This is a genomic window from Microbacterium sp. NPDC055502, from assembly GCF_053643635.1.
The window spans coordinates 207,086-225,461 of record NZ_JBSHKJ010000002.1; the positions used below are offsets into that span (position 1 = coordinate 207,086).

Sequence of the window (18,376 nt, forward strand, 5' to 3'; positions counted from 1 at the left end):
CAGCCGAGCCCCATGTCACGAGTCTATGCACTGGGTACGACACGCGACAGCGCCGCGGGGCGCATCGCCGTTCGCCGTCAGCGGAGACACATACGCTGGAGGGCATGGACGACAGGTACGGATCGGATGTGCTGGCGTCGGGCTGGCGCGAACGCGGAGCGAAGCAGGTGCCGATCGTCCCGGCCGAGATCGACCTCGTGGTCGAGGTCGCCGCGGACGGCTACTGCGGCGCGGTGACGCGCGTGCAGGGCGGCACCGTCGAGCTCGAGGACTGGAAGGGGCGCAAGCGACTCTTCCCGCTCGGCGGCGGCTTCCTGATCGACGGCGCGCCCGTGCGGCTGACCGTCCCCGCCGCGAAGGAGCAGGGACCGCGACGCACGGCCTCCGGCTCGTTCGCGGTCGCCGACCAGCGCGCCAGGACCGCGCTTCCCAGCCGCATCCTCGTCGAGGGACGCCACGATGCCGAGCTGGTCGAGAAGGTGTGGGGCGCCGACCTGCGGGTGGAGGGCGTCGTGGTGGAGTATCTGCAGGGCGTCGACCTGCTCGACGAGCTCCTCGCCGCCGAGCCGCCCAGCCGCGAGCGGCGCTACGGCGTGCTGGTGGACCACCTCGTGCCGGGATCGAAGGAGTCGCGCATCGCCGAGGCCGTGGCCCGCGGACCCCACGGTCGGCACGTGCGCATCGTCGGCCACCCGTTCGTCGACGTGTGGCAGTGCGTCACCCCGCGGGCGCTGGGCATCGCGGCGTGGCCCGAGATCCCGCGCGGCGTGGACTGGAAGACGGGCATCTGCCGGGCGTTCGGATGGCCGCACGAGACCCAGGCCGACACCACGCGTGCCTGGCAGCACATCCTGTCCAAGGTCACCACGTATCGCGACCTCGAACCCGCGCTGCTCGGCCGTGTGGAGGAGTTGATCGACTTCGTCACGGAGCCGGCGGGCTAGCGCTCCGGTCCGGGCGGCGGAGCGCCGACGGCTACCCTGGAACCATGCCCGAACCCCGCACGTTCCGCGACGAACCGGTGTCTTTCGTGCGCCGCAGCGGCCGGATGTCCGACGCGCAGGAGCGCGCCTTCGCCGAGCTCGGCCCGCAGTACCTGCTGGACGTGCCGCGCGACGTGGCCTGGACCTCGGTGCACCCGGAAGCACGGCTCGACCCCGCGGCCGAGTACGGCAGGCACGCCGACCTGTACGTCGAGATCGGCTCGGGCCAGGGCCACGCGATCGTCGCCGCCGCGACCTCCCGCCCGGACGACGACTTCCTGGCGGTCGAGGTGTTCCGGGCGGGACTCGCGCGCACCATGCTCGATGCCGACCGGGAGGGCGCGCGCAATCTCCGCGTGGTCGAGGCCAACGCGCCGGAGGTGCTGTCGTCGTACCTGCCCGAGGGTGCCGCGCGCGAGGTGTGGATCTTCTTCCCCGACCCCTGGCACAAGAAGCGGCACACCAAGCGCCGCCTCGTCCGTGCGGGCTTCGGCGCGACCGCGGCCAGGGCGCTGCGCGACGGCGGTCTGCTGCGGCTCGCGACCGACTGGGAGGACTATGCGCTCCAGATGCGCGAGGTGCTCGACGAGGATCCGCTCTTCGAGCGCGCGTTCGACGGTGAGTGGGCGGAGCGCTTCGACGGGCGCGTGATGACGGCCTTCGAGCGGAAGGGCATCGCGAAGGGACGCGACATCCGCGACCTCGTGTACCGTCGGCGGGCGCGCGCGTGACCCTGCCCGCGACGGCCACCTCCCTCCGTGCGGGCGGCGTGGTGGCGGCCGCGCTCGTGTGCGCCGCGGCTCCGGCGTTCTTCGTGCTGGAACTGCCCTGGCTCGGGTGGCTGCTGCTCGCGGTCGGGGTCGCTGCGGCGTGGTTCGCGGAGCGCTCGGGGAACGTCCGACGGACGGACGCGACGGAGGCTGGCGCGGTGCCGGAGGACGGGCGGCGACGGACCCCGTCGCTCGCGCGCGACCTGTCGCTCATCGCGGTCGGCATGCTGATCGTGAGCGTCATCCCGCTCGCCGCGGAGCTGGACAACCTCGCGATGCTGCGCTTCACCCTCGCGCTGGGCGGCGCGGTCGCCGTGCCGTACCTGATCTCCCGCTTCGTGTACGGCGACCGGGCGATCTCGTTCCCGTGGCGCACGGGTCGGCGCTGGGGGCGGCTCCAGTGGGGCTGGCTGGTGGCCGTGCTCGTGCTGGGCTGGCTGATCCTGCCGTACTACTTCATCACCAGCGGCGTCTACCAGAACTGGCCGGTGGTCGACACGCCCGACCTCATCGCCCGCCTGTTCGTCGGCGTCGGCGCGGTCGGCATCTGGGACGAGCTGTTCTTCATCTGCACCGTCTTCGCCCTGCTGCGGCGGCACTTCCCTGACGCCCTGGCGAACGTGCTCCAGTCGATCGTGTTCGTGTCGTTCCTGTGGGAGCTCGGCTATCGCGAGTGGGGGCCGCTGCTGACCATCCCGTTCGCGCTGCTGCAGGGCTTCATCTTCCTCCGCACGCACTCTCTCGCCTACGTGGTGACCGTCCACCTGCTGTTCGACGCCGTCGTGTTCGCGGTCCTCGTCCATGCCCACAACCCCGGGCTGCTGCCGGTCTTCCTCGTGTGAGCGGCTTGCCCCGCCGCGCCCCGTGACGGGACAATCGGGTGTGCTCATCGTCGGACTCGTCCTCGCCGCGGCCGCTGCGGCCTTCCACGTCTTCATCTTCGCGCTCGAATCCCTGCGCTGGACCGAGCCGGAGACCCGCAAGATCTTCGGCGTCGCGAGCGAGGCCGACGCCGTGACCATGAAGCAGCTCGCGTTCAACCAGGGCTTCTACAACCTGTTCCTGGCGCTCACGACGCTGCTCGGCATCGGGCTCGTGATCGTCGGCGCCGTCACGGTGGGCGTGACGCTCGTGCTGGCCGGCACCGGGATGATGCTGGCCGCGGCCCTCGTGCTGGTGCTCTCCGATCGCTCGAAGGCACGCGCCGCGGCGATGCAGGGAACCCTGCCGCTACTCGCCGTGCTCGCGACCGCGGTCGGGCTCGCCCTGGGCTGAGCCCGGCGCGAGGGGTGACTTTCCCGCGCGCAGCCGCCACACTCGGTGCATGGCCGAGTGGGTGCTGCACGTGGACATGGACCAGTTCATCGCCGCCGTCGAGGTGCTGCGCCGCCCCGAGCTCGCCGGTCGACCCGTGATCGTCGGCGGGCGCGGCGACCCCACCGAACGCGCGGTCGTCTCCACCGCCTCCTATGAGGCGAGGGCCTACGGGATCGGCTCGGGCATGCCGTTGAAGATCGCCGCGCGCAAGGCGCCGGAGGACGCGGTGTTCCTGCCGGTCGACCACGAGGAGTACGAGCGGGCGTCGGATGCGGTGATGTCGGCGCTGCGGGAGCTGCCGGGCGTGGTGGTGGAGGTGCTCGGTTGGGACGAGTGCTTCCTCGGTGTCTCTACCGACGACCCGGAAGGGGTCGCGCGGGCGGCGCAGGCGGCGGTGCGGGAGGCGACCGCACTGCACTGCTCGGTCGGCATCGGGGACAACAAGGTGCGCGCCAAGATCGCGACCGAGTTCGGAAAGCCGCGGGGGCTGTTCCGCCTCACGTCCGACAACTGGTTCGAGGTGATGGGCGAGCGCGGGACGAGAGAGCTGTGGGGGATCGGCCCCAAGGTGCAGAAGCGTCTGGCCGGGCACGGCATCACGACCGTGCGCGAGCTGGCCGACGCGGACGAGCAGGAGCTGATCGCCGAATTCGGGCCGCGGATGGGCGTGTGGTACCACGGCCTCGGCTCCGGGCTCGGGCCCACCGCGGTCGACGACACCCCCTGGGTCGCCCGCAGCCACAGCCGGGAGACCACGTACCAGCAGAACCTCACGACGCCCGAGCAGGTGGAGGCGGCGCTCCGGGAGCTCGCCGGACAGGCGTTCGACGATTGCGCGGAGGAGGGACGGGCGGTGGTTCGCGTGCAGCTCAAGGTGCGCTACGCCCCGTTCGACACGAGGACCTTCGGCCACAAGCTGCCCGCCCCCGCCACCCGCCGCGACGAGGTGGTGGCGGAGGCCCTGCGGCTCGGCGCCACCCTCGACCCCGCGCGGGAGGTGCGGCTGCTCGGCGTGCGGGCGGAGATGACGCCGCCGGACACCCCGGACACGGCGGAGCGTACCCCCGTGCGCGGCCGCCTCTGACCTCAGTCGCGGATGACCGCGGCGACCGCGCTCACCTCGATCAGGGCGCCGGGGACGCCGAGCCCTGCCACGAGGGCGGCGGTCACGAGCGGCGGCGCCCCCTCGCGCGCCAGCGTGGGTGCCACGGCACCGTACGCGGCGCGGAGATCGGCATCCTGATGGATCAGGATCGTCCAGCTGAGGACGTCGTCGAGCGACGCGCCCGCCGACTCGAGCGCCACCCGCGCGTTCTGCACCGCGCGCACGGACTGCTCGCCGACGTCGGTCGAGACGACGGCACCGGACTCGTCGACGCCGTTCTGGCCCCCGACGTAGATGGTCGTCGCCCCGGGAGGCACGACCGCGACATGGCTGAAGGCCGGGCTGGCCACGAGGCCGGCCGGCTGCGTGAGTGTGATCTGCATGCGCGCATCCTCCTCCCGGCCACCGACATCGGCATTCAGACCCGGGTCCGCTGCCACGTCGGCCGACCGTGGAGCGTGCGGATGGTCCACGGACCGTGAGGGCGCGCGGCGGGGTTCGCGCCCCCACGACCGTGCCCTTCGAGAGGGCCCCAGACGATCGCGAGATCGAGCACGTCGGTGCCGTCGGACTTCGGCGGCACGGTGGGACGATACTCGCGGTGGGAGCGCTGCCGCACCGGGTGGCGCGCGAGTTCACCCGGGTGATCGGCGGGGCGGCCCGGCCGGAAGCGCGCGGCGCGTCGGTCCACCGCAGTACGCTTCCCTCACGGTGGAGGGAGAACGGATGGGCGCGAGGCGCAGGCCGCCCTGGCTGCTCAGCACTCTCGACGGGTATCGACGCGGATGGGTGACGGGCGACATCGTCGCCGGTCTCGCCGCGGGAGCCGTGGTCGTGCCGCAGGCGATGGCCTATGCGACGATCGCCAACCTCCCCGTGCAGGTGGGCCTCTACACGTGCATCGTGCCGATGCTGGTGTACGCGGCACTGGGCGGCAGTCGCGCCATGAGCGTGTCGACCACGTCGACCATCGCCACGCTGACCGCCACGACCCTGGTCTCGGCCGGGGTCGCCGCGGGGTCGGACCACGCCCTCGGCTCGCTCATGATGCTCACGCTCCTCGTGGGCGCGATCCTGCTGCTGGCGCGGCTGTGCCGCCTCGGGAGCCTGGTGGAGAACATCAGCGGGGCGACCGTGCTGGGGCTCAAGATCGGGGTCGGTGCGACCGTGGCCGTCGGGCAGCTGCCGAAACTCCTGGGAGAGACGTTCGACTTCTCCGGACACGGCTTCCTGCGGTCGCTCGTCGCCGTGGGCGAGGCGGCGGCGAGTGTGAACCCGGCGACCGTGCTGCTGTCGGCCGGATCGATCGCGGTGCTGCTGCTGTGCCGCCGCTTCCTCCCCCGGGTCCCCGGCGCCCTGGTGGTCGTGCTCGGAGGCATCCTCCTGGTGGGCCTGGGCCACATCGACCGGCTCGGCGTCGATCTGATCGAACCGGTCCCCAGCGGCCTTCCCGTGCCCGGGGTGCCCGACTTCGCACAGGCTCCCGTCCTCGTTCCCGGTGCCCTCGCGATCGCCGTGATGGCGTTCCTCGAGTCGGCGGCGGTCGCCCGCAGCCTGCGACGGCCCGCCGAGCCTCCGATCGACAGCGACCAGGAGCTGCTCGCCACGGGCGCGGCCAACACGGTCGGCTCGTTCTTCGCCGCGATGCCGGCCGCCGGGGGCTTCTCCCAGAGCGCGGTGAACCAGGGCGCCGGGGCGCGCACCCAACTCGCGACGCTCGTCACCGTGGTTCTCGCGGTGCTCGTGGCGCTGTTCCTCGGCCCGGTCCTGAGCCTGCTGCCGGAGGCCACCCTCGCCGCGCTGGTGTTCATCGCGGTCGTCGGACTGGTCGACGTGCCGCAGCTCGTGCGCTGGTTCCGGATCAGCCGCACGGACTTCTGGATCGCGACCGCGGTCGCGGTGATCGGACTGACGGCCGGGCTGCTCCCGGCCGTCGCGATCGGGGTGGTCGTGACGCTGATCCTGGTGCTGCGCGAGCTGAACGTGCCGCGGGTGCGCGTGACGACGCGCGTGGGTCCCGTGGTCGCGATCGAGCTGGAGCGGGGACTGTACACCGCGAACGCCCTCGCGAACGAACGGCTCGTGCTCGACACCGTCGCGGGTCTGCAGCCCCCGGTGACCGCGGTGGTGCTCGGGCTGCAGCAGCAGACGGCGGTGTCCATCACCGTGCTCGACGCGCTGGAGGAACTGGATCGCGAGCTCGCGCAGCGGGGGGTGACGATGCACGTCGCGGCCCTGCCTGACGGGGCGGCGGAGGTCGCCGGGCGGGTGCCCTGGTTCGCGGGACTGGAACGGCAGGGACGGGTGCACGCGACCGTCGACATCGGGGTGGGCACCGCCGGCGGCGTGCAGGGCGACGTGCACCCGGACGACGCCCGCGACGACCGCTGACCCGCGCAAGGGAGAGGCCGCGGCGGGCCGACACGGCGCGGCGCTGATCTGGCGGGGCCGCGGTCCCTCATCGCGGGCGTCGGCGGGTCGGGGCGTCGGCCCCGCCGTGAGCAGGGGCATGCCCTTGCGGAACCGCTCTCATCGGGGAATATACTGCCGCCGAGGGGGAGAGCCGCTTCAGGATCGGGGGGACCGATGACGGAAGATGCTCGACACGGAGGTGGGACGACCAGTCCCATCCCCACATCGATGAAGGGCGAGGTACGGAGGGAACGACTGCTGACCCGGCTCAGCGCCGCGATGGAGGAGCCGTGGTCGCTCACGCTCGTGGGCGCGCCGGCCGGCGCCGGCAAGACGCGGCTGCTCGCGCAGTGGTCGCGTGAGCTGCGCGAGCACGCCGACGTCGAGGTCGTGTGGGTCGCGATGGAGCGCGGCGACGGCGTCGACACCCTGATCGCGGGTCTCGAACGGATCCCCGATCCCGCACTGCAGCGCGGCTTCGCCCGCGTGCCCCGCGGTCACGGGGCGGCCACCATGCGCGGACTCGCCAGGGCGCTCGACGCGGCCCGCAGACGGATCGTGATCATCGTCGACGACGTGCACCACCTTCAGGACGACGAGTCCGCCCACCTGATGTCGGTGTTCGTGCAGACGGTCCCTGGCGACGTGCACGTCGTGCTGTCCGGTCGCGGCACGCGCATGATCCCGCTGGCCCGTCGTCGGCTCAGCGGCATCGCCCTCGAACTCGACGGTGCTGCCCTGGCGTTCCGTCCACACGAGATCCAGGCGTTCTTCGCGCTCCGCGACCTGCACCTGAACCCGAGCGAGATCGCCGCGCTGCTGACCCGCACCGCGGGGTGGGCCGCGGCGCTGCAGCTCATGATGCTCAACGCCCCCGGCGGGGGCCCGGTCGGGGCCTACCCGCTCCGGGGAGACGACCCCGACGTGGTCGACTACTTCGTGGAGGAGGTCTTCGGAGACCTCAGTGACGAGCTGCGCGGCTTCCTGGAGACGACGGCCGTCCCCGAGTCGTTCACGACCGCACTCGCGACCGTCCTCTGCGGCAGCGCACGCGCGGGCGCTCTGATCGAGCGGTTGCTGCGGCTCAACGTGCTCGCCGGCCCGGACGGCGCGGACCCCCCGCGGTACCACTACCACCCGCTGCTGCGCGCTTTCCTGCTCGGGCGCCTGCGCGCCAGGGGCAGCAGCGAGCCCGCCCGGCTCGAGGGCATCGCGTCGGCGTGGTTCGACGGGCAGGGGGAGGCCCTTCCCGCACTGGTCCACGCCGTGCGCAGCGGAGAGGAGTTCTGCGTCTCGGCGGTCCTCCGTCGCAGCGGCATGCAGCTCGTGCTCGACGGCCACCCCGACGAGGTCGTCGCGGCGACCGGGGAGCTGACCGCGCAGCGCCGCGCGGAGCCGGGGGTGCGGATGCTGATCGCGGCGGCTGAGCTCACCCGCGGGAACGCGTCCGCGGCGGTCGCGGCGCTGTCGTCGACGCCGGAGACGGACGAGTCGGACGTGCACCGGGCGTGGAGGCGGGGGCTCGCGCTGCACACGGCACTGCGCCGAGGGGGGATCGAGGACGCGCTCGCCGCGGTGGGCTCGGAGCTCCGCACGCCGACGGGCGAGGAGCGGATCGACGCCTACGCGACGCTGCAGCTCGCGATGGCCCAGCTCTTCACCGGTCGGCTGGAGCAGTCCGAGGTGTCGGCCAGACGGGCGGCCGACCTGGCGCGGGCGATCGGTGCCGTATCGGCGGAGCTGCAGGCGGAGACCGCGCTCCTCACGGCAGCCCTGTTCCGCGGGCGGCTGCGCGAGGTGATGGACGCGAGTGCGGCCCTGGACGAGCGGTGGCACGAGCTCGGCGCACCGGACAACGCGTTCGTCGAGGTCGCCCGGGTGTGGCGATCGTGGGTGCCGTACGAGGCCATGAACCTGCTTGACGCGAGTCCGGCGCTGCTGCCGTCGGCGCGGGTCCTCGACGCGGGAGGGGAGACCGCGATCGCGCGGGGGCTGCACGGGTTGCAGGCACTGCTCGCCGCGGACGCGGTCGACGACGCCCACGCCGCGGCCATGGCGCTGTTCGACTTCCTCGCGCCGCGGGAGGACCTCCCGTTGCCGGTGCACTGGTACGCCATGATGGCGCCGTTCGTGGTGCACGCGTTCCACCGTCTGAACGAGCCCACGATCCGCGACCGCTTCATCGACGAGGTGGAGGCGGCGCTCGGCGAGACCGGGGACGTGCTGGTCCTCCGTGCGCTCGCCGCGATGCACGACCGACGGCCCGGTGTCGCGCGCGGAGCCCTCGTCCCGGTGCTGGAGGGGGCCGCACGCTGCCTGCTGCCGGCGTCGATGATCGACGCCTGGCTGGTGGAGTCGCACCTCGACGTGGAGGACGCCGAGCCGGATCGGGCTCAGTTCGCCCTCGCCACCGCGCTGGCGCTCGCCGAGCCGGAGGACCACGTCCGCCGGGTCGCGGAGGCCGGGACGGTCGTGACGCAGCTGCTGGCGGCGCGGGCGACCCCCGGTTCGCGCACCCGGTTCGCCGACCGCGTGCGCGAGCGGTTCACCGCCGCCGGCGTCCTGGCGGAGGAGGAGCTGACGCACCGCGAGCGCATCGTGCTGGCCGCCCTGTGCCGCAACGCCACGCTGCGGGAGATCGCCGCGCAGGAGTACATCTCCCCAAACACGGTCAAGACGCACGTGCGCAACATCTACCGCAAGCTCGGCGTGTCCGACCGCGAGGGGGTGACGGCGGCCGCCCACGCGCTCGGCATCGGGTGATCCCCAACTCGTCGCGAGGTGGTCACCGCGGTCCCGCGTCGTTCCCGTTCCCGCGCGCCGGCTGCGGCGACTCAGAACGCGGCGATGCCCTTGCCGATCATCGACACGCCGATGACGAGGAGGAGCACGGCCATGATGACCGCGTTCTCCTGCGCGAGCCAGCCGCGCAGGGCGTCGAGCGGGCCCCGCAGCCGCTCGGCCGCGACCAGGTACCCCACCACCGGTACGAGGACCGTCGACGCGGCGATCAGCGTGAACACGCCGATCACCACGACCAGGGCCCCGCCGTCCAGGCCGGCCGCGCCGATGTCCACCCCCGCTCCCGCCGCCATCAGCAGGTTCTTCGGGTTCACGGCGGAGAGCAGGAATCCGAGCCCGAGTGCCATCGGGAACCGCATCGTGTCGATCGCCTTCATCCACGCCGGCATGCTGGCGGTGCGACCGGCGCCGGGGCGACGGCGCCACTGTCCCACCGCGAGCAGCAGCAGGCCGACGCCGAGCAGCAGCTGCACCGTGCCGCGGATGGGTCGCGAGGCGTCGGGGTCCTGCTCGGGGAGCACGGCGGATAGCAGCGTGAACACGCTCACGGCGACCACGATGCCCGCGATCCAGCCCAGGAGGAAGCCGACGCTCGTGACGCGGGCCTTCGGCGACAGCAGCATCAGGATCGCCGCGATGATGGGGATCGGGCTGATCGCGATGCCGAGCGCGAGGGGGAGGACACTTCCGATGGCGGCTCCCATGGGTCTACCTCTCGTCGGGCGCCGGCTCGGGGACCGACGCGGTGAGGGCGGCGATCGCCGCGCGGTTGGTGGCGTGCAGCGGCTCGCCGTCGAGCAGTTCCAGCTCGGACAGCCGCCGCCAGGTGTTCGCGCGCACGCGGCTGAACGACAGCGAGATCGAGCGGTCGGCGAGCCAGCGTTTCAGAGCGGCGAACGAGTCGGCGCCCGTGACGTCGACGTCGGTCACGGCCTCCATGTCGACGACGAGGTGCTGCACCGCGCCGTCGCCCGCGGCCCGGATCGCCTCCTTCACCGCGGACGTGAACACCGTGCCGTTGGCGAAGAAGAGCGGCGCGGCCAGGCGCACCACGATGATGCCCGGTGCCGTCGTCGCTCCGGACGGCGCGTCCTCCAGCAGCGACTCCGCCGGATCGCCCGAGGCCTCCAGCACGTCGATCGCGGGGGAGGCCGCGCGCTTGGCGAGGTTGATGAGGGCCAGCACGAACGCGACGAGGATCCCGGGGATCGAACCGATCAGGAGCGTGACGAGGAAGCAGACCGCGCCGATCAGGAACTCGAACCGGTCCTTGCGCCACAGGTCGATGAACTCCCGCACGCCCAGCAGCGGGATGATGGCGACGCCCACGATCGCCCCGATCGCCGGCGAGGGGATGTCCTCCAGCAGCGCCGTCCCGAACAGCAGCAGGAGGAGGGTGCCGACGGCGAGCACGACCGAGGGCAGCTGCGTGCGCGAGCCCGCCTGGTCCATCGCGGCCGTGCGCGACGTGGACGAGCCCACGGCGAAGCTGCCCTGCGCGCCGGCCGCGACGTTCGCGACGCCGAACGCGAGCAGGTCGCGGTTGGCCCGAAACGGGTACCCGTGCTTCTCCGCGTACGACCGCGACACCAGCAGGCCCTCGGCCGTGGTGACCAGGGTGAGCGCGATCGCGGACGGCACGAGCGCCAGCCACGTGCCCCAGTCCAGCACCGGCCACGTCAGCGCGGGGGGACCGGCGGGGACGGCGCCCAGCACGTCGACCCCGCGGTCGTCGAGCCCAGCCAGCAGCACGAGCACGGTCGTCAGGGTCAGGACGACGAGTGCCCACGGGACCGCGCGCAGGAAGGCCTTCCCGATCAGGAGGACCGCGACCGAGCCGGCGGCGATCAGCAGGGACCAGCCGTTGAGCGTGGGCAGTCCGCCGATCAGCGCAACTGCCTTCTCGGGGAACTCGGCACCGGAGTCGATCTTCACGCCGAGCATCTTCGCGATCTGGCTCACCATGATGTCCAGCGCGAGACCCCCCACGAAGCCGACCAGGATCGGCTTCGACAGGAAGTCGGCGAGGAAGCCGAGCCGGAACACCGCCAGGAGCACGAACATCAGCCCGGACAGCACGGCCTGCGCGAGTGCGAGCGTGGCGTAGTCGGCGCTCCCGGCCACGGCCAGCCCGCCGACGGACGAGGCGACGAGCGCGGCCGCCGCCGCGTCGGGAGAGGCGACGAGCTGCCGCGACGACACGACCAGCGCGTACAGCACGGTGGGGACGATCAGCGCGTAAAGCCCGGCGGTCGCGGGCAGCCCGGCGATCTGGGCGTATCCGATGTTCAACGGGATGGCGATCGCGAGCAGGGTGACGCCCGCCGTCACCTCCGTGAGGGCGTTGCGCGCCGTCAGACCGGCGAGCGGTCGTTGCATCCCCGCCTCCTCTCGCCGCGGCACCGAGCGCCGCGCGTCCACCCTTCCACCGCGGCGTGTGCCCTCGCCAGCGGGATCGGTCAAGCTCCCCCTGGTGATTTCCGGTCGGGCTCTGCGGCGGGGTCGGGCTCCGGTCGTGCGGGAACGGTCGGGGGCGGAGCGGCCGTGCGGTCGCCGGACAGCCAGCGCAGCCAGGTGCTGCCGGGGTCGACCTCCAGCACCAGGGTGCGTACGACCAGCGTGAGCGGCACGGCGAGGATCGCCCCGAGCGGACCGATCACGAACGTCCAGAACACCACCGAGAAGAAGCTCAGCGTCAGGCTCAGGTCGACCGCGTCGCTCACGAACTTCGGCTGCACGAGAACCTGCAGCACGACGTTGACGACGCAGTACACCGCGACGACGGCGAGAAGGAGGGGCCAGCCGCCCACCACGAGCGCCAGCACCGCGGGCGGGATGAGGCCGAGCACGAACCCGATGTTCGGCACGAAGTTCGTCACGAACGCGAGGGTCGCCCAGACGAGCGGCGCTGGCACGCCCATCCACCACAGGGCGAGCCCGTCGATCACGGCGACGATCGCGCCGAAGATCGCGTTGACGACGAAGTAGCGGCGCACGCCGCGGTTCAGTCGGGTGATGCGCTCGATCGACGCCCGACGCGTCGTCCCGAACACCTCGCCCGCCCGCTGGTATCGGGCCGCGTCGACCGCGAGGAACACGATGTACGCGCACACGAAGAACAGTGCGGTCGCGACGCCGACCACGGTGCCGCCCACCCGGCTCGCGGCGGCGAGGAGCGTCTCGGGGTCGAGGACGGAGGCCGCGGTGTCGGTCGCGGCGTCCTCGAGCCCGAGCGACTGCAGCAGTGCGACCAGGTCGTCGGCCGTGCGACGGAGGCTGCCGTCCGTCGCGAGGTCGCCGATCAGCCCGGCGAACTGGATCCCGGCGAGCCACAGCAGGGCGCCCATCGCCACGAGGATCGCGATCGACACCACGATCACGGCGGTGGATCCCGTCCACGCCGGCCAGCCGCGCCGCCCGAAGGGACGGCGCACGGGATCGCACACCACGACGATGACGACGGCGAGGGCGAGGGGGCTGAACACGTCCCGCGCGACGGAGAGGCCCGCGAGCGCGATGGCGCCGGCGGCCAGGGCCAGCAGGACGCGCAGGGAGGGCGACAGGGATCTGTCCATCCCGTGGTCGGGAGAGGTGGTCACGCGGTCAGCGTAGCCCCGCGTGGCGGCGCGCACCGTGGCCGATCGTTCTCATCCGGGTGAGAATCCGCGCCGTCCCCGTGGGCTCTCGCGGCCGTCACTAGGGTGACTGCCATGTCGTCCCCCGTGCGTCAGACGAATCCAGGGCCGACCATGCGGTTCCGACCGCCGGCCCCGCAGCCCGGCGTGCTCCGGCGCGACCGGCTCACCGAGGCGCTGCACGCGGCCGTCTCGGGCGCGCCGGTCACCGTCGTGAGCGCCCCCTGCGGTTTCGGCAAGACCACCGCCGTGGCGCAGTGGGCGACGACCGTCGACCGTGTGGCGTGGCTCGCGCTGAGTCCGTTCGACGTGGATCCCGGCCGGCTGACGCGCGGCGTGGTGGAGGCGCTGCGGGCGGCCACGAGCGGTGAGGACGGCGCGAGACAGCTGCCCATCGCTGCGACGAACCCGGAGCGTGCGTACGAGGAGATCTGCCGGGTCTTCGGCGACCGCGACGCGCGGGTGCACCTGGTGGTGGACGACGCGCACCGGGCGGGGGAGCGGTGGCGCCACGGCCTTCTCGGCATGCTCGCGGAGCAGCCGCCGGACGGTCTGCGGCTGGTGCTGGTGGGGACGACGCTGCTCGAGCTGACCCTGAGCCGCCAGCGCGTGACCGCCCCGGAGGGGTTCCTCGGGGCCGACCTTCTGAGCTTCACGCGCGAGGAGGTGGCGCGGCTCGCTCCCGCCGCGCGAGAGGGCCTCGGCGCGGACGCGATCGTGGAGGAGACGGGCGGGTGGCCGATCGCCGTCCGGCTCATGATGATCGGTGGTGCCCGCCCGGAGCGGAGCGCCCCGAGCGCGTCGAGCTTCCTCGGCGAGTACGTGCGCGAGCACGTGCTGGGTGCCCTGCCGCCGGAGGTCGCCCGTTTCGTGCTCGACGCCACCGCGTGCGCCGAGCTCACGCCCGAGCTCTCCGCGCAGGTGACGCAGCGCGAGGACGCCGCGGAGCTGCTAGAGGCATGCGTGCGACTGGGGCTGTTCCTCGACCGGTTCGACGGACCGCACGGCCCGGTCTATCGCTGGCACCGCACGTTCGCCCGCCGCTGTGGTGAGATCGCGGCGGCCGATCGCGACCGGCTCGCCGACGTGCACCGTCGAGCGGCCGCGACACTGGCCGAGTCCGATCCGGTCGCCGCGATCGGGCACGCCCTGCGGGGCGGTGAGCCCGACGTCGCGCGCACCATCCTGGATCGACACTGGCTCGGGCTCGTCGTGGGCGGGAGCGCCGCCGAGGTCGAGCACGCGGTGACGGAGCTACGGCGGCACGACCCCGACGACCCCGATCTCCTCCTCGTGCAGGCGTGCGCGTGCGATGCGCTCGGCGAGCGCCACGTGGCACGCGAGCTGTTCCAGCGGGCGCACGCGCTGCGGGACCGCGACGGGGTGCCGACGTCGACGGTCCTGCCGGTCGCGCGGCTGCTGCTCGCGGACGACAGCGCCGACGTGGTGGAGGCCAGCGCGCAGGTGCACGCGCTGCTGCACGACGCCACGGCGGTGGAGGTCGCAGACCGCACCGCGCTCGACTACCTGCTGGGCTGGAGCGAGATCCGTCATCGCGGCGACCCCGCACTGCCGGTCGAGTACTTCGCCGCCGCGGCGCGGGAGGCCGAGCGCTCGGCCGACCCCGAGCGCGTGCGTTGGTCGCTCGCCCAACTCGCGTTCGGACAGGTCTGGGCCGGTCGCGTGGTCGACGCTCGCGACACGCTCGCCCGCATCGCCCCGCACGTCTCCGACGAACGGCATCGGGGAGGGACCGAGGCTGCCGCGGCCGGGTTCGTCGCCTACTGGTCGGGCGACAGCGCGGACGCGACGGAGTCGTTCTCCGCGGTCCTCGACGGCGGAGAAGCCGATCGGGTGGTCGCCGGGCTGTCGAGGATGATGATCGCCTACGCGGCGGCCGAGACCGGCGACGTGGCCGCGTGCCGTCGCGCGGCGATCGCGGTGCAGGAGATCCCGCTGGAGGTGATCCGCGGGTTCAGCTGGGCGGCGCTGCGGGAATCGGCCGTGGCGCTGCTCGACGAGGCCGTAGGCAGTGGCGAGCGCGCCCGCCGGATCGCGGCACGCTCGGTGCAGCGTCCCGACCTTCCGCTGGTGAACGTCGCGCTCGCCGGCGTGCTTCGTCGCGCGGAGGAGTACCCCGCGGCGCTGGAGTCGCTGCGCTCGCTGCGGGGGTACGCCGAGGTGTCGTACGTCAAGGCGTCGACCCTGATCACGGCCGCCGTGATGCGGCGGCACGCGGGGCGGCACGAGGAGGCGCACGAGCTGTGCGAGGCGGCCGTCGCTGTCGCGTCCGGCGAGGGGATCCGCGTGCTGTTCGGGCCGCGCGAGGTGGCCGTGCGGCGGCTGCTGCACGAGCACGTGCACTTCGGCACGCAGTTCGAGGACTTCATCGGCCGCTGCCTCGCGATGGACGCGGCGGGCTCGCTCGCGGATCGGCTGTCCGAGCGGGAGCGCGAGGTGTTCCAGCAGTTGCAGACCGCACGGACGCTGCCCGAGATCGCACGGGAGCTGTCGGTGTCCGTCAACACGGTCAAGACGCATCAGCGGGCGATCTACCGCAAGCTCGGGGTGTCGTCGCGCCGGGAGGCCGTGCGCTCGACGGTGTGAACGGGGGCGCCGCGTTCGACGGCCCCCGTCCACCCGGGTCAGGCGAGGGCGCGCGCCTTGATCGCGGCGAACTCGGCGTCGGTGATGGTGCCGGCCGCGAGCAGTTTCGAGGCCTTCTCGATCTCGTCGGTCGCGCTGGTCCCGGCGACGCTGCGGATGTACGTATCGGCGGCGTCCTGCTGCTGTCGGTAGGAGGCGGCCGCACGTTCGGCCATTCCCCGCCCGCGCGCGATCAGGTAGATGAGCGCGGTGAGGAAGGGCACGAAGATCAGGAAGATGATCCACACGGCCTTCCACCAGCCGTTCAGCGCGTGGTCGCGGAACAGGTCGGCGACGATGTTGAACAGCACCATGAGGTAGGAGACGAATACGAACACCCAGAAGAACCACCAGATGATGTCCCAGAAGCTTTCCCAGAACGACACGTCGGACCCCTTTCGTCGATGAGCAGGTGAGGTGATCGTGGCAGCGACCACGGTGCCGGGCGTGGCGGTGGTCACCCGATCCGGGCGAGTCGCCGTCGTCGCAGCTCACCCAGCCCGGGTGATCCCCTCGTGAGGGCCACGCGACGATGGTGCGAGCATGACGCCGTTGATCCGCGCGAGGAAGGCGGTGCCATGAACGATTTCCGGTTCGGCCCGGTCGAGCTCTATCTGGTGGGGTTCGAGGGCGATCGACCCGACCCCGGCACCTTCCGTGCTCTCGCCGACGTCGCCGAGAGCGGCGTCGTCCGGATCCTGGACATCGTGCTCGTCGGCAAGACGACCGACGGGGACATCGAGATCCTGGAGCTGGAGGACGACGCCGAGCAGCTCGGGCTCGCCGGGTTCGCCCCCATCGTCTCCGGTCTCGCGGGGGAGGAAGACGTGGAGCTGTTGGCCGGCGAGCTCGATCCGGGTCGTTCGGCGGCGGTCGTGGTCCTGGAACTCGCGTTCGCCCGCGTGCTCGCGCACGACCTCGCGGCCGCGGGTGGACGGGTGCTGCGCACGGAGCGCGTCCCCGCACCCGTGGTGAATGCGCTCATCGACATCCTCGACCAGGAGGGGGACTGACATGCCTCTGCGGAGATTCGGACGGCCGGGACTGCTGGGCCTCGCCGCGCGCACGGCCGTGGTCGCTGGTACGGCGACGGCCGTCACCGGGGCGGCGCAGCGGCACCAGGCCCGCCGGGCGCAGGAGGAGTACGAGCAGCAGCAGTACGAGGCCGCGCAGCAGCAGGCGCAGGTCGAGGCGACCGTGCGCGACGCCACGGCCCCCGCCACGCCACCCGCGCCACCGACGGCTCCCGCCGGCGACGACCTGATCGCGAAGTTGCAGCAGCTCGCGGCGATGCAGCAGGCCGGCGTGCTGTCGGCGGAGGAGTTCGCGGCGGCGAAGCAGCGGCTGCTCGGCACCTAGCCGCCGGTGCACCACGACGACGATCGAGGAGGACCGATGGGCGAGCTCGACGAGCTGCGGGCGCGGGTCGAGCTGCTCGAGCGCGAGAACGAGGCCCTGCGCACGCCGCGCCGTCGGCCCGCCGCGCGCAGCATCCTCGCCGGGGTCGTGCTCGCGGTGGCGGTGCTGCTCGCGCCCGTCGCCGTGCTCGGAACCTGGGCCCGCCTCCAGCTCGTGGACGCGGACCGCTTCGTCGCCACGTTCGGGCCGCTCGCAGACGACCCCGACGTGCAGGACTTCGTCGCCGACCAGGTGAGCGCCGCGATCGACGAGCAGGTCGACCTCGACGCCGTCGTCGGCGAGCTGTTCGACGGGCTGCGCTCGCTCGACCTGCCGCCCCGCGCCGAGTCCGCGCTCACGCTCCTCCAGGCTCCGGCGGCGTCGGGGCTGTCGTCCCTGATCGACGGCGTGGTGCACGACGTCGTGTCGTCCGCGCAGTTCGCCGACATCTGGGCGCAGTCGCTGCGGGTCGCGCACGAGCGTGCGGTCGCCGTGCTGCAGGACGAGCCGGGGACCGCGCTGCAGCTGGCCGACGACGGGGTGCTGTCGCTCGACCTCGGTGTGGTGATCGAGCGCGTGAAAGATGCACTGGCGGAGCGCGGTGTCGGCGTGGCAGACCTGATCCCGGTGATCGACCGCTCCATCCCGATCGCCCAGGCCGATGCCCTCGTGCTCGTCCGGGCGCTGTACCAGGTCGCGGTCGCGGCGGGTTTCTGGTTGCCGTGGGTGTTGGCGGGGCTCGTGGTGCTGGGGGTGCTGCTGGCCCGCGACCGACCACGGGCGCTGCTGTGGACGAGTGTCGCGCTCGCCGCGGCCTTCCTGTTGCTGGCTGCCGGCCTGGGCATCGGCCGCTCGTTCTTCCTGGGCGCGGTGAGCCCGTCGATCATGACCGCTGCGGCGGCGGCGTCGCTGTTCGATGAGGTGACGGCGCTGCTGTCCTCGACGGTCGCGGCGCTCGCCCTGTCGGCGGTGCTGGTCGCGCTGTGGGCCTGGGTCGCCGGGTCGTCCCGCGCCGCGGTGCGCACGCGGACGGCCGTGGAGAGCGGTGTCGCCGCGCTCCGGGGCGCCGCGGAGCGTCACGGTGTCTCCACGGGGCGGTTCGGTGTGGCGGTCGACCGGTACCGCGGGCCGATCCTGGTCGCGGGGCTCGTCGTCGCGCTCCTCCTGCTGATCGTCCTGCGGCCGGTGTCGTTCGGTGCCGTGGTGGGCGTCGCGGCGGGCGTACTGGTGCTCGTCGTGCTGGTGGAGCTGCTGCGACGCCCGCCCGTCGTGCCGGCGGTACCGGAGGAACACCCATGAGAGAAGGAG

At 72.8% G+C, this 18,376-nt stretch carries 16 protein-coding genes; 11 read left to right on the top strand and 5 right to left on the bottom strand.

The features are described from left to right. Positions 1 to 104: 104 nt before the first annotated feature. From ACWH95_RS11985 to ACWH95_RS12005, 5 genes are read left to right on the top strand one after another with little or no spacing between them, the layout of a single operon-like run. Positions 105 to 944 carry a DUF3097 domain-containing protein gene (locus tag ACWH95_RS11985; protein WP_454120708.1) on the top strand — a complete coding sequence of 280 codons (840 nt, stop codon included), beginning with the start codon at positions 105 to 107 and terminating at the stop codon, positions 942 to 944. A gap of 44 nt (positions 945 to 988) precedes the next feature. Further along, positions 989 to 1,714 (top strand): tRNA (guanosine(46)-N7)-methyltransferase TrmB, encoded by a 726-nt coding sequence (gene trmB, locus ACWH95_RS11990; RefSeq protein ID WP_136032587.1) that lies wholly within the window; start codon positions 989 to 991, stop codon positions 1,712 to 1,714. Further along, the gene (locus ACWH95_RS11995; protein ID WP_378822704.1) at positions 1,711 to 2,595 is read left to right on the top strand and encodes a CPBP family intramembrane glutamic endopeptidase; all 885 of its coding nucleotides are present in this window, start codon (positions 1,711 to 1,713) and stop codon (positions 2,593 to 2,595) included. Before trmB ends, ACWH95_RS11995 begins: the two co-directional genes overlap by 4 nt. A gap of 40 nt (positions 2,596 to 2,635) precedes the next feature. Next, the gene (locus ACWH95_RS12000; RefSeq protein ID WP_136035636.1) at positions 2,636 to 3,028 is read left to right on the top strand and encodes a DUF1304 domain-containing protein; all 393 of its coding nucleotides are present in this window, start codon (positions 2,636 to 2,638) and stop codon (positions 3,026 to 3,028) included. A gap of 49 nt (positions 3,029 to 3,077) precedes the next feature. After that, positions 3,078 to 4,154: a DNA polymerase IV gene (locus ACWH95_RS12005; protein WP_454120709.1), complete on the top strand. Its 1,077-nt coding sequence runs from the start codon at positions 3,078 to 3,080 to the stop codon at positions 4,152 to 4,154. Positions 4,155 to 4,156: 2 nt separating this feature from the next. On the opposite strand, the gene ACWH95_RS12010 is transcribed toward ACWH95_RS12005, so the two are convergent. Next, on the bottom strand, positions 4,157 to 4,558 hold the full coding sequence (locus tag ACWH95_RS12010) for a RidA family protein (RefSeq protein ID WP_136035634.1): 402 nt from the start codon (positions 4,556 to 4,558) through the stop codon (positions 4,157 to 4,159). A gap of 343 nt (positions 4,559 to 4,901) precedes the next feature. On the opposite strand from ACWH95_RS12010, the gene ACWH95_RS12015 reads away from it, so the two are divergent. Together ACWH95_RS12015 and ACWH95_RS12020 are read left to right on the top strand one after the other, a co-directional pair. Next, entirely contained in the window at positions 4,902 to 6,566 is a 1,665-nt protein-coding gene (locus ACWH95_RS12015) for a SulP family inorganic anion transporter (RefSeq protein WP_454120710.1), read from the top strand. A 249-nt stretch (positions 6,567 to 6,815) separates the two neighbouring features. Then, positions 6,816 to 9,350, top strand: a complete 2,535-nt coding sequence (locus ACWH95_RS12020; RefSeq protein ID WP_454120711.1) for a LuxR C-terminal-related transcriptional regulator — start codon at positions 6,816 to 6,818, stop codon at positions 9,348 to 9,350. A 71-nt stretch (positions 9,351 to 9,421) separates the two neighbouring features. On the opposite strand, the gene ACWH95_RS12025 is transcribed toward ACWH95_RS12020, so the two are convergent. The 3 genes from ACWH95_RS12025 to ACWH95_RS12035 form a co-directional block, all read right to left on the bottom strand. Beyond that, positions 9,422 to 10,093: a GAP family protein gene (locus ACWH95_RS12025; RefSeq protein WP_378803607.1), complete on the bottom strand. Its 672-nt coding sequence runs from the start codon at positions 10,091 to 10,093 to the stop codon at positions 9,422 to 9,424. Between the two features lie 4 nt (positions 10,094 to 10,097). Beyond that, positions 10,098 to 11,768, bottom strand: coding sequence for a SulP family inorganic anion transporter (locus tag ACWH95_RS12030; protein ID WP_454120712.1), 1,671 nt, complete (start codon positions 11,766 to 11,768; stop codon positions 10,098 to 10,100). Positions 11,769 to 11,848: 80 nt separating this feature from the next. After that, positions 11,849 to 12,988, bottom strand: a complete 1,140-nt coding sequence (locus tag ACWH95_RS12035) for an AI-2E family transporter (RefSeq protein ID WP_454120713.1) — start codon at positions 12,986 to 12,988, stop codon at positions 11,849 to 11,851. A 111-nt stretch (positions 12,989 to 13,099) separates the two neighbouring features. On the opposite strand from ACWH95_RS12035, the gene ACWH95_RS12040 reads away from it, so the two are divergent. Then, positions 13,100 to 15,631: a LuxR C-terminal-related transcriptional regulator gene (locus ACWH95_RS12040; RefSeq protein ID WP_454120714.1), complete on the top strand. Its 2,532-nt coding sequence runs from the start codon at positions 13,100 to 13,102 to the stop codon at positions 15,629 to 15,631. Positions 15,632 to 15,669: 38 nt separating this feature from the next. On the opposite strand, the gene ACWH95_RS12045 is transcribed toward ACWH95_RS12040, so the two are convergent. Further along, the gene (locus ACWH95_RS12045) at positions 15,670 to 16,056 is read right to left on the bottom strand and encodes an SHOCT domain-containing protein (protein WP_136032573.1); all 387 of its coding nucleotides are present in this window, start codon (positions 16,054 to 16,056) and stop codon (positions 15,670 to 15,672) included. A 192-nt stretch (positions 16,057 to 16,248) separates the two neighbouring features. Between ACWH95_RS12045 and ACWH95_RS12050 the strand changes: the two genes are divergently transcribed. Genes ACWH95_RS12050 through ACWH95_RS12060 form a run of 3 tightly spaced genes read left to right on the top strand, consistent with a single transcriptional unit; the run spans position 16,249 to position 18,367 of the window. Then, entirely contained in the window at positions 16,249 to 16,683 is a 435-nt protein-coding gene (locus ACWH95_RS12050; protein ID WP_136032571.1) for a DUF6325 family protein, read from the top strand. A 1-nt stretch (position 16,684) separates the two neighbouring features. Then, on the top strand, positions 16,685 to 17,029 hold the full coding sequence (locus ACWH95_RS12055) for an SHOCT domain-containing protein (RefSeq protein ID WP_136032569.1): 345 nt from the start codon (positions 16,685 to 16,687) through the stop codon (positions 17,027 to 17,029). A 36-nt stretch (positions 17,030 to 17,065) separates the two neighbouring features. After that, on the top strand, positions 17,066 to 18,367 hold the full coding sequence (locus tag ACWH95_RS12060; protein ID WP_454120715.1) for a hypothetical protein: 1,302 nt from the start codon (positions 17,066 to 17,068) through the stop codon (positions 18,365 to 18,367). The last annotated feature ends 9 nt before the right edge of the window (positions 18,368 to 18,376 follow it).